The organism is Chamaesiphon sp., assembly GCF_041737865.1.
Taxonomy (GTDB): domain Bacteria; phylum Cyanobacteriota; class Cyanobacteriia; order Cyanobacteriales; family Chamaesiphonaceae; genus Chamaesiphon.
Genome location: NZ_JBGSQZ010000325.1, coordinates 1 through 10,474 on the forward strand (window position 1 = coordinate 1; position 10,474 = coordinate 10,474).

14 protein-coding genes and 2 pseudogenes are annotated in these 10,474 nt (G+C 43.8%); 6 read left to right on the forward strand and 10 right to left on the reverse strand.

The window, feature by feature from the left end; all coding sequences use genetic code 11:
* Window positions 1-121 precede the first annotated feature (121 nt).
* Complete coding sequence (locus ACEW9J_RS25270; protein ID WP_373547830.1) at window positions 122-430, forward strand: FAD-binding domain-containing protein; 309 nt, start codon at window positions 122-124, stop codon at window positions 428-430.
* A 9-nt stretch (window positions 431-439) separates the two neighbouring features.
* Window positions 440-697 (forward strand): hypothetical protein, encoded by a 258-nt coding sequence (locus ACEW9J_RS25275; protein WP_373547831.1) that lies wholly within the window; start codon window positions 440-442, stop codon window positions 695-697.
* Between the two features lie 54 nt (window positions 698-751).
* Here ACEW9J_RS25275 and ACEW9J_RS25280 read toward each other — a convergent pair whose 3' ends face one another.
* Window positions 752-1,408 (reverse strand): muramidase, encoded by a 657-nt coding sequence (locus ACEW9J_RS25280; protein ID WP_373547832.1) that lies wholly within the window; start codon window positions 1,406-1,408, stop codon window positions 752-754.
* Between the two features lie 81 nt (window positions 1,409-1,489).
* Window positions 1,490-2,146, reverse strand: a complete 657-nt coding sequence (locus ACEW9J_RS25285) for an SDR family oxidoreductase (protein WP_373547833.1) — start codon at window positions 2,144-2,146, stop codon at window positions 1,490-1,492.
* A gap of 321 nt (window positions 2,147-2,467) precedes the next feature.
* On the opposite strand from ACEW9J_RS25285, the gene ACEW9J_RS25290 reads away from it, so the two are divergent.
* Window positions 2,468-3,109: a DUF1997 domain-containing protein gene (locus ACEW9J_RS25290; protein WP_373547834.1), complete on the forward strand. Its 642-nt coding sequence runs from the start codon at window positions 2,468-2,470 to the stop codon at window positions 3,107-3,109.
* A gap of 146 nt (window positions 3,110-3,255) precedes the next feature.
* Here the strand turns inward: ACEW9J_RS25290 and ACEW9J_RS25295 are convergent, their stop codons facing one another.
* On the reverse strand, window positions 3,256-3,957 hold the full coding sequence (locus ACEW9J_RS25295; protein ID WP_373547835.1) for a HEAT repeat domain-containing protein: 702 nt from the start codon (window positions 3,955-3,957) through the stop codon (window positions 3,256-3,258).
* Window positions 3,958-4,268: 311 nt separating this feature from the next.
* On the opposite strand from ACEW9J_RS25295, the pseudogene ACEW9J_RS25300 reads away from it, so the two are divergent.
* Window positions 4,269-4,625 (forward strand): annotated as a pseudogene (locus tag ACEW9J_RS25300) (penicillin-binding transpeptidase domain-containing protein); the annotation flags it as partial.
* 37 nt (window positions 4,626-4,662) lie between these two features.
* Here the strand turns inward: ACEW9J_RS25300 and ACEW9J_RS25305 are convergent.
* The 4 genes from ACEW9J_RS25305 to ACEW9J_RS25320 form a co-directional block, all read right to left on the reverse strand.
* Entirely contained in the window at window positions 4,663-5,241 is a 579-nt protein-coding gene (locus ACEW9J_RS25305; protein ID WP_373547836.1) for a Uma2 family endonuclease, read from the reverse strand.
* Window positions 5,242-5,428: 187 nt separating this feature from the next.
* Window positions 5,429-5,758 carry a type II toxin-antitoxin system PemK/MazF family toxin gene (locus ACEW9J_RS25310; protein WP_373547837.1) on the reverse strand — a complete coding sequence of 110 codons (330 nt, stop codon included), beginning with the start codon at window positions 5,756-5,758 and terminating at the stop codon, window positions 5,429-5,431.
* Entirely contained in the window at window positions 5,742-5,939 is a 198-nt protein-coding gene (locus ACEW9J_RS25315; protein ID WP_373547838.1) for a hypothetical protein, read from the reverse strand. Before ACEW9J_RS25315 ends, ACEW9J_RS25310 begins: the two co-directional genes overlap by 17 nt.
* Before the next feature lie 103 nt (window positions 5,940-6,042).
* The gene (locus ACEW9J_RS25320; RefSeq protein WP_373547839.1) at window positions 6,043-6,219 is read right to left on the reverse strand and encodes a type II toxin-antitoxin system VapC family toxin; all 177 of its coding nucleotides are present in this window, start codon (window positions 6,217-6,219) and stop codon (window positions 6,043-6,045) included.
* Window positions 6,220-6,976: 757 nt separating this feature from the next.
* Here ACEW9J_RS25320 and ACEW9J_RS25325 point away from each other — a divergent pair.
* Together ACEW9J_RS25325 and hppD are read left to right on the forward strand one after the other, a co-directional pair.
* Window positions 6,977-7,831 carry a methyltransferase domain-containing protein gene (locus ACEW9J_RS25325; protein WP_373547840.1) on the forward strand — a complete coding sequence of 285 codons (855 nt, stop codon included), beginning with the start codon at window positions 6,977-6,979 and terminating at the stop codon, window positions 7,829-7,831.
* Window positions 7,832-8,230: 399 nt separating this feature from the next.
* Window positions 8,231-9,253: a 4-hydroxyphenylpyruvate dioxygenase gene (hppD, locus tag ACEW9J_RS25330; RefSeq protein ID WP_373547841.1), complete on the forward strand. Its 1,023-nt coding sequence runs from the start codon at window positions 8,231-8,233 to the stop codon at window positions 9,251-9,253.
* Here hppD and ACEW9J_RS25335 read toward each other — a convergent pair.
* The 3 genes and pseudogenes from ACEW9J_RS25335 to ACEW9J_RS25345 all read right to left on the reverse strand — a co-directional run.
* Window positions 9,250-9,480 (reverse strand): hypothetical protein, encoded by a 231-nt coding sequence (locus ACEW9J_RS25335; RefSeq protein ID WP_373547842.1) that lies wholly within the window; start codon window positions 9,478-9,480, stop codon window positions 9,250-9,252. The genes hppD and ACEW9J_RS25335 overlap by 4 nt on opposite strands.
* Before the next feature lie 309 nt (window positions 9,481-9,789).
* On the reverse strand, window positions 9,790-10,182 hold the full coding sequence (locus ACEW9J_RS25340; RefSeq protein ID WP_373547843.1) for a hypothetical protein: 393 nt from the start codon (window positions 10,180-10,182) through the stop codon (window positions 9,790-9,792).
* A gap of 198 nt (window positions 10,183-10,380) precedes the next feature.
* Window positions 10,381-10,474, reverse strand: a pseudogene (locus ACEW9J_RS25345) (hypothetical protein); the annotation flags it as partial.

A 10,474-nucleotide genomic window follows, 5' to 3' on the forward strand; every position in this document is an offset into this window, starting at 1 on the left:
CTTCGATTGGGATTTTATTCCGGGCTTAATTTATCGATATGTCCGACTTAATTGCCATAAAATTGACTTTTACCTTCGCAACCTCAGCCTCTATAATCCCTATCACATAATGATTTAAGGGATGCTTGTCACCCCTTCAGGTTTTCCCCTCGTGGATGCGAGTATGCGACAGCTCACAGAGATGGGCTGGATGAATTTTCGGATGCGTGCCATGTGTGCCACATTTTTGACGATAAATTGTGGCATCTCTTGGCATCATGGAGCAAAACATTATATGAACTATCTGGTAGATGGCGATCTGGCGATCGATAATTGGCAATGGCAGATGCAGGCGGGTGTCACCAATCCCCTCAGTGAAACATTTCGGATCTATAATCCCAACAAGAACATTACCGAAAAAGATCCCGATCTAAGTTTTATTTATTACTGAATTCCCGAATTGCAAGGTTATAGTATCAGTGAAATTATCGCCGAAAAATATACTGATAGTTACTATCCACAACCAATTTTGGATTGGTCGCAGACACGTAAAATCAATGGTAAAATTGTCTCAGACCTCCGCAAGCAAGTTAAAGCCAGATTAATCTCTGAAGGTGGTAGTGAGTATCAAAACGAGATCGCTACCAAAGCAACTGTCGAAAAATATTGGCAGTACAAAGATCGGGAATATCAAAAATCTCAGGCTCGATCGATTTAGCTGGGCTAATAGTATCGATCGAGTTTTTGTCCTGCTAGTATTGAACCGATCGTATTAATTTTTGCGCGCTAATTCTTCCTGCAATAACTTCTGATAAATACCTGCTAATTTAGGTGTGATGGTATTAGTTTCAATCCCATAACCCAAACTCGTCCAAGTACTAGACAACCGCCGTCTGACTTGCTCCAACTCGCCAGCTTTTAATAACTGGGGGATATTCATCCTCCAGGCTTGCTCGTCACTGAGCCAAGCATAAACCACTTTGTCTTGATACTCTGGCTCAAAACTATAGCCGCATTGAAAGACAAACATCAGACAATCAGGCTGAGGATGATATCTTTTGGACATCTGTGCCCAGGTAGTATTAATCATCTGATATCGCCCCGTTGCTGTAGAGCAATTATTAATGTTCGGCCCACGAGTAATCCGAATACACTGTTCGGGATGACGATCGAGATGTGTGGCATGACTCCCACCATATATCACCGAATACGGTTGTCGATCGCTTGCTTCACTCGCCGAGATCGTTCGCATCAATGCCCGAACATAAGGATTGCCACCTGTCATCACTAGTGGGGGACTTTGCGTCGTGTCAAAGGTGGGACTTTGGCGACGGGATGGTTGCCTTAATATTAATACCAAGCAAAGTGAAAATACACAACCGATCGCGATTGCGATCGGTCTAAAACGTTGGGGTTTAAGGGTATCCATGTCGGATGAAATAAAGAGCGGGAGCGGGGGAATCGTCACTAGCCACTAGAGATGGATCGCTAGTGACTATCCCCTCAATAACTACACACTAGCGAATAGATCTTCCCAACTTTTTGCCACTGCTGTGGGTGCGCTGACGATTTCAAGTACTTTATTTCGGGCTTGAGGGTTGGTGAGTGACTCAACGCACACCTGAGCCACCTTTTGTCTAGGTATACTACCATCAAAGAGGGTATCCGCTCCCGACATCACCACCGGATTAGGATTATCTTCATTTTTTAGTCCACCTGGACGCACGATCGTATAGTTGAGTCCACTATCTTTGAGATACTGCTCGGCTTGTTGTTTCCACCACAAGATCAACCAAAACAGATTGAGCGGATGGAAAAACTTCGATACACACAGTGATGAAACAAACACAAACTGCTCGATATTGTGAGATTTGGCGGCATTTACCAGATTTTTGGTGCCCTCATAATCTACCTGATAGGGGCCTGTCGGGTCTAAACTGGGTTTAGCTCCCGTGGCGCAGAGAATTACTGTACTATCACCCAGCGCGGTAGTAATACTATCGAGATTGAGGACATCGCCGATGACTAATTCTACCTCCGCTGGTAAAATAGTTCGTGCCACGGCAAGATCTCGAACCATTGCCCGCACTGGGATCTCCCGTTTGACTAGCTCCTGAACGATCCGCCGTCCAGTTTCGCCTGTCGCGCCTGCTACAAATGCTTTCATGAGGTTTTGATTAAAATAAATTTTAGGTTGAGTGCTCTTACTACTTATGTTAAATATAGAAACAATCAAACGGGTGTTTTTCGTCAGGAAATTGCAGCCGATCCGATTCAATCCACAACATATTTATTAGCGATCTGCCGATCGGACAGGCTCCACCACCTCACCATATCTGGGTACGAGCATCAATTTTTCAAATACTAATTACTTTAATTAAACTAAATTTTCCGGTTTTAACCAGCCAGAGCTTGTAAATAGATATTAGCCATCAGTGCATTTCGATCGATACCATATAGTCACCACCTCAACGGGATAATCAAGGAGATGCCAGTAACAACACTAGAGAAAAGCAACAAACAGAATTCGCTCGTGATGAATCCTGAATTAGAACAGCAACTGGCATCCCCAGAGACAAAGCAACTCCAGCCCTTCTGTTTTAGCTATCGCTTCACTGATACCATGCTGATGGGGTCAGACATCAAAACTGTAGGTAACTATCTGGATACTCATTCAGGCTGGTTTACGCGCTGCGCCCATCCAATGACAGCCAACCCGCTCGGACAAAATGGTTATGCTCTAACTATTGGTAAATTCAATTCATGTGGCTACGTCGTCGAACCAAAGATTGGCTTGGAGCTGTTACCGCAGGATAGTGGCATCTATCGCATCAAAACTATTGAGATCCCCGATTATACCCCCCCAGGTTATGAAGTAAGTTTCAATGCTCAGATGCGGCTAGTAGAGTTCGCAAATGGACAGCAATCAGGTACCAAGATCGACTGGGATCTCGATTTGCATGTATACATTCAGTTTCCCAAGTTTATCTACAAGTTACCCACAGGTGCGATCCAAGGTACGGGTGATAAAGTCTTAAAACAAATCGTCAATCGCGTCTCAAAGCAATTAACCCACAAGGTACAGCAAGATTTTCATGGAAATCTAGGCTTAAAAATTCCTAAAGCTTAGTATAAATGAGCATTGCACAAACAGCGGTAAGGATAATTTTTGAACTACCCTCTACCCCCTCAAGCCTAAAACCTCAAGCCTCAAGCCTCAAGCCTCAAGCCTCAAGCCTCAAGCCTCAAGCCTCAAGCCTCAAGCCTAATACCTCCCTACCTAGACTGACTCGCCCAGTGGGTAGCAACCTCTAGAGCCGCTGCTACCACCCGAAAATGTTCATCTTGCTGAAGCCTAGCGATCGCCGCCTTTGTCGCCGGATTTTGAAGGCTTTGGAGCGAGATCGTCGCCCGCCAGCGATTGCGCCAGGAGGGATCTTTGCACAAGTCTAAAAGTAACAATAGAGCGCGTTCTCCCACTGGCGAATTTAAGAGATGCCCCAGAGCCAAAATACCTACCTCTTGTACCGATTGAGTCTCATCCGCGATCGCCAGTTCGGCAGTAGTCAACAGTTCGGTGTGACGATCGGTATCCAGCAATAAGGAAATAATACTTTGGCGGACTAGCCAATTCTGAGTATTTTTAAATAAATTTACCAATAACGGAATCGCGCGATCGCCAAAATCAAAGATCGAATTCGCCGCTTCCCCCATCACATTGGGATCGAGATCGTTGGTAATTACGCCTGCTAACAGTTGAAACGACTCCTCCACCCGATGATTGCCCAAACCCATCACCGCAACCCGCCGCTGCATAAAGTCGCTCGACTCCAACAATCTAGCGAGGATCGGTACCGCTAGAGCGGCGGGAACCTGTGCTAGCCTGTCTAATGCCACTTTTTGCTTATTCAGCGATCGATCGCGCAAATCTCGCTCGATCTGCTCTAAATCCATCGGTAATTCATCACGCTCAGACATACAGTTAGTAAAGAGGTAGACCTAGATCTTACACTCGAACCGATTTGTCAGGAGTAGGTAAGCGATGTTGGTTCCTCTCCACTCAAAAATTCCACAATCATCGATCGTCACAATCCTAAATGAGCTAGATTGCTGTAGGGTGTGTTAGGCGCAAGCCGTAACGCACCAGTATCCTAAACTATTACGAGCATTGAATAGATTTTTAGTTATCTCGATCGCATTATGCTTTGCTATTTTGACGGTACTTTACTTATCGCAAGTAGCTTTAACAACACCAAATATAACTACTACATCTTCCGTACTAGCAAGTTCGGCAAGATCTCGATAACTTTTGGCTCAGAGGAAAACTCCGAATTACTCCTCAAGCTCAAATTCAATTTCTCCGTCGTTTACAGCAGGGAGATTTGCCATTTTCCAAGCGATCGATCGCGATCGTCAAGGATATCACAATCGTCGAACAAACTCCAGACTATACCATGCGTGGAAAAACAGGTTTTACCGGATTTAACAATGGTATCAAACCACAGATTGGCTGGTATGTAGGGTATCTAGAAAAAGGCAAGAATGTCTATTTCTTTGCAACGAATATCGATATCCGCACTCAATCAGATCTAACAGCTCGGAAAGAATTAACCCGTCGCTGTTTGCGAGAGATTGGGGTATTGTAGCAGAAAGCGATCGACGAAATATTGGATATTAACTTGATTAGCTCCACAAAAACCTAGCATCAAGCACAAATCCTCGTAATACTTCTTCCCCTGATAATGAGTCGGGCGCAGTCAAAAGTTCTGGTGGCTTGCCAATTCGATAAATAGCGGCGCGATTACCCTTGGGATCTAGCAGCCAACCGAGCTGACAACCACTCTCCATATATTCCACCATCTTTGCCTGGGCTTGAATCCAAGAGTCAGATCGAGACATGAGTTCGATCGCAAAGTCTGGGCACAGTGGCAAGAATCCCCGCCGCTCTTCTGCTGTGAGAGCTTCCCATTTGTCAAGTGCAATCCAAGCTACATCAGGCGATCGATCTCCACCGCCTGGAAGCTCAAAGCCAGTGGAAGAATCGAAGGTTTTCCCTGCTTTGCTAGTACGATTCCATACGTATAACTGTCCATTTAGATCGGAATTAAAGCTACCAGTTTCACCGCCTGTCGGAGCCATAATGATGAGATAGCCTTCTTTGTTGCGTTCCAGCTTCATGTCTGGATTGTCGATCGCAATCTGCCGAAATTGGCTGCGACTGAGATTGGAAATCGAGTTGAGATTGAGGGTAAGGGCTGCCATGACTGGAAAGTATAGTCACTACTATTTAATCTTAGCATCTGCCAACAACCGATCGAGTTGAGCTACATCAGCCTCGAACGAGCGATCGTCAAATCATCGATCGAGATAGATTTTCCAGTTGAGGCGGTAATTGGGCGCAGCGTCCCGTTGGCGTAGCCTCTCGTAGAGAAGGGAAAAGAATCGAGTTCTACAGCCCTAACCATGTTTGGATCGATCTCGCTAATTGTTCTACATCAGGATCGACTAATTTGCCAATTGTCTTAGCAACCAAGCTTTGATGAACGGTATACAAACCCCTCTTGACTGCTGTTTCAATGTTCAATCCTGCTGATTTCCATTCAGATAGGATAAATTCACCCTCAAGTAACGATGCTGTTTTGCTAGTTAGAGGAACGATGATGAGATCTTGGGAAATATGTTCTACGTTGACAACAACGGCGGGTCGGACTTTTGAACCAGATAAATCGGAGAAAGACAATCGAACTAAGATGATGTCATTTTTAGAGTAATTGGGCATAGATATCATCCTCATCGTTATCCCAAACGGCAGCGAGTGAGGTTTGGCTAGTTTTGAGCCAGAAATCGCTCTCATCATCAGGTAAGATCGTCACGAGTATTCTCGTTCCATCAGGAATAGCGATCTGCTCTAACAGCTCAACTTTTCCCTGCGAAAAGGTTGCCCAAACTGTTTTTGGCATAGGTTGAATCCCACAATACAAGAGTTATTACTCAATTATACCTAGACGTTCGCATCCTAACTCCATTGTGGCGATCGACCATCGATCGAGATAGATTTTCCAGTTAAGGCAGTAATTGGGCAAAACATACGCTGTGCCTAATGACGCGCAATTGTTCTTCAATTGTAACGATCGTGACAAAAATATCTGCTGGAGGAATTGAGCTAATCTTCGCTCTCACGATCGGGTGGTTACGTTTTAGTAAGGTAAGATGGTCAGTATCGAGAATATAACGACTCATGCGGCGGAGCTTTCTGCTTGTGAATCAATTTCTTGGCGATAACGCTCGATCTCAGCAATATAATCGTCAAAGAATGGATCGTCAGATAGGCTACCTGCAATAGCCAGCCACGGATTCTCTACTCGTTCCGGTTGTGGCTGAGTTTGGTTTCAAAGACGGCTAATTAGTTGAATTTGAGATGCTCGATCGAGTTGTTGAGCTTGGCTGAGAATCCGCTCTAGTTCTGGACTCATGGTAATTTAAGGGGTACTACTCTAATTATACCTAGAGGTTCGCATCCTGACTTTATTGTTGCGATCGAGCCTTAATCGAATCGAGATAAATTTTCCAGTTGAAGCAGTAATCGAGATGGCTCTGACTGGGTATTTAGATCGTGAGGCGATTTGGTTTGCAATCTACAAACCAAATCGGGGTCGTGAGTAAAGCTCGACAGGTGAGTCTTGTGAGATTATTGTTAATGCTAGAAAGGGATACTCTTTTAAAAATATGCAGTACTAGCGCGATCGTCATCCACGTAAAATACTAAATATGCACATTTCGCTCAAAAAAGATACTTGCGATCGACATAGAAAATAATATTTAAATGTTATCTAATCACTCCTAAAACTGCTGGTGACGATCGATAGATTCACGGATATTTTCATAGCTAAAATCTCGATCGAGATACCTAAATTATTTACCCCAATGGGATAGACCGAAACGCAGTCAGAGCAATTTGTTAGAATATGTGAGCAGACTATCAGCGGAGATTTCCTAAATGAGTACCGAACTGGATCGACAAATTCAAGAATTCTATGATGCTTCGAGCGGTTTATGGGAAGGAATTTGGGGCGAACACATGCACCACGGCTACTATGGTGAAGATGGAAACTATAAACTAGATCGTCGTCAGGCACAAATCGATCTGATTGAAGAAGTACTTACTTGGGCTGGTGATTTTACCATCGCTCGACCCCAGAATATTATCGATGTTGGATGTGGAATTGGTGGCAGTAGCCTCTATCTAGCCGAAAAATTTGGTGCTAGGGTAACGGGAATTACCCTTTCGCCAGTCCAAGCCAATCGAGCCAAGGAACGAGCGCGAGCGGCGGGTTTACAAGCAAAGACTGATTTTCAGGTGGCGAACGCATTAGCGATGCCATTTGCTGACGATAGTTTCGACTTGGTGTGGTCGCTGGAAAGTGGCGAACACATGCCAGATAAGCTGAAATTTTTACAAGAGTGTTATCGAGTATTAAAACCAGGTGGGAAGCTGATTTTTGTCACCTGGTGTCATCGTCCTACGACGCTGACAACTCCCCTGACGGCTCAAGAGCAAAAGCATTTACAGGATATTTATCGGGTGTATTGTTTGCCCTATGTAATTTCGTTGCCAGAATACACCGAAATTGTCACAGCCTGTGGATTCAAAGATTTACGCGCTGATGATTGGTCTACCGCAGTTGCCCCATTTTGGGATGTGGTAATCGATTCGGCGATTACACCTCAGGCTATATTAGGGCTATTCAAGGCAGGTCGGAAAACGATCGAGGCGGCGATGTCATTACGATTGATGAGTGAGGGTTATCGGAGTGGATTGATTCGCTTTGGTCTGATTGCCGCTACAAAATAGTTGATAGTTGATAGCGATTCGCGCTCCTCGGGTTCCCCGTGGGTTTAGCGAATCAAGACGAAGTTGTGAAAGTAAGGATTTAAACCCCTGACTTTTGTTTAATTGCGAACTATCGGCTCGTAAATATCGTCTTTTAAGTAAGATGGGTAAAAATTTAAGACTTTTTTCTCGTTAGAGCGTCTTAAATTTATTACCTTTATTAGTTATGGCGACGAGTTTAGATTGTGATGGTTAAGTAGCTAGATGTAAATATTTATTAGATAATTGCCTAAGCCCTAGCTGGTGGACACTGCCCACCCTCAAGAATATCTTCTATTATCTATTCTCTTTTTCAAACATCATTTTTTAATTAAGATTTAAGCTTCAATCCTTTTGACACGATCGTTAGAATTTGACTTTATGGAAATAGATTGCATTCATTTCTATGTTGTAGATGCTACCCAAACACAAGAATTATTAGTTACGCAAATGGGGTTGCAAAATCTAGATAATCGATCGAACGAACAGACGATCGAGTATCTAGTTGGTAATTCTCACCTATTATTTTCAATATCCTCACCACTTAATGGGTCTAGTCCCGTCGCTGAGTATCTCAAGCTACATCCGTCGGGGGTGAAGGATGTCTCGTTTCGGGTGTCAGATTTAGCTAAAATTAGGCGAAAAATCGAGCGATTGGGAATCGAAATTGTGTCAGTTTGTTCCGATCTAGATCGATTGCCGTGGTTGAGAATTAGGGGTTGGGGTGCGATCGAGCATACCATTATCCAAGCTCCATTAGAACAGATCCCCGCTCCGATCGATTCTCATCAGACAATCTCAGGTATCGATCATATTGTGTTAAATGTTGGTGTTGGGGAACTCGAACTAGCTACGCTCTGGTATCGAGAGCTGTTTGATTTTCAAGTACAGCAGACATTTGATATTCAGACTCAGAAATCGGGATTGGTGAGTAAAGCTTTAATTAGTTCCTGTGGCAAGATTAGGTTTAATATTAATGAGCCTACTTCTGTTAACTCGCAAATCCAAGAATTTTTAGATATCAATCGAGGTGCAGGGATTCAACATATTGCGTTGCAAACTAATAGTATTCTAGCAACGATCGATCGAATGCAACAGCAACACTTAGCTTTTCTACCGATTCCGCAGACTTATTATGCTAACTTGCAAAATCGAGCTAGAGTCGAGCAAAATCTCATATTAACTAATGATGAATGGCAACAACTCGAACAGCTCCAAATTTTGATGGATTGGTCTACATCTAAACCTGAAGAGATCCTACTACAGATATTTACTCAGCCAATCTTTGAATCTCCTACCTTCTTTTTTGAAGTCATCGAACGTCGCAATCGAGCCAAGGGATTTGGACAAGGTAATTTTCAGGCATTATTTGAAGCGATCGAACAATATAATACAGCAATCTAAGATGCGCGATTTAGACAAGAACGATCGCGATCGCTGACGGTTGCTGCGTTAACAAGATACCGTCGATCGTGTATCCCGCTCTCAACTGGCTCGATGATATCTAAATATTCACTCATAACCATCAAACTAATTAGAGCTATATCGCTCGGTAGTGCGCCGCTCGTGCTAGCTTTACCTTGTTTGGCGCAGACATTCAGATCTACTGCGACGATCGTTCGCCCGATCATGGTTCGCTCAGTCTCATCTCGATCGTTCAGATCTACTCAGACGATCGTTCGACCGAGCATCGTTCGCCCAGTCTCATCTCGATCTACAAGTAACCTGGGTTCGCAAATTGGTGCTGCTCGATCGAGTAACTCGTGCTACCAAGTAGATGCAAATAGTAAAATCTATATCAGGCACAAAGGTGGTGGTATTCGCCACTATCCAAATAATAATTCAAGTAGCTATATTCGAGCAACGACCGCCCACCCTCGCTGTGATTAGTCGATCGAGTAGTAAATTTAATGAATACTTAATGTTCGTCAAAGTAATGATTACAATCCTACTAATCCAGTCGAGACAGCAACGGATTTAACTTGTTTTTTGGCATGATAAATTGCGACTTGCCATCTTCTTTGCACCAGGAAGCCTTGACTAGCATCGCAGTAAAGATAATCGACATTTTCATAAACTTGATGTCGTGTCCCACCTGGGGCATTTTTATCGATTCTTACTCTAGCAAATGCACCATTTTCGGTGAATTTACAGCCAAACCCATTTTTTTCCATTATCTGTTTGGCGCGATCGATCGAGCTATCGATGGGTACGAGCCGCAGGATCTCTTGCTCCACCAGATCTGGATCTTCAGAGAGCGCGATTTTGTCTGCTCCCAGAAATATCCTACTCAGATCTGTTGGTAAGAATACCACCACCAGAGATAAAGCCAAACCAGCAATAATAATCGATCCAAATATTTTAAACCCACATTCCGCTGTTTAAAGAACGATCGAAATAATTAGGAATGTGGCATGGGAAGGAGATAGTAGCGGCGACAAGCATCGCTGAAGAATTGCAAAATATGCTGTCGCTCATCAGTCAAATGACTCCTGTGCTGACTTTTTCTCTAGGATCTATGCCTAACCGTTGGTTCAGGATCTCGACTATCCCGATTTCATCTACCAATCCTGCTACGATACCCAGATGGTCTAGATTTTCTACGCTGATTGCTGAAGTGATGAT